Annotated in this window: 1 pseudogene; it reads left to right on the forward strand. The window is 62.7% G+C overall.

Features of this window, described 5'->3' with window-relative positions:
* A pseudogene (locus JHD67_RS22155) lies at positions 1-255 on the forward strand (DUF2875 family protein); the annotation flags it as partial.

Genomic DNA, 255 nt, shown 5'->3' on the forward strand with positions numbered 1-255 from the left:
GGGGCGATCCATTTATCCCGGCTTTACCGACTGGGAGCGGCATCCCAAATGGAACTTCCAACCCACCACTTTTATCCCCAAACCCTGGACCAAGCTGGGCTTTGCACAATGGGATGCGCTCAAGACGCTGGCCGTGCTGCATCGCCCGGTCAGCGTGTCGCTCCACGACCCCGCCAAGCCGGGCGCACGCCTGAAAAACGAGGCGCTTACCGCCGCGCTGGCCAACGGTTGGACGCAGAGTCTGGAGGGCATCAC

Source organism: Dyella sp. ASV21 (genome assembly GCF_016428975.1).
Taxonomy (GTDB): Bacteria; Pseudomonadota; Gammaproteobacteria; order Xanthomonadales; family Rhodanobacteraceae; genus Dyella.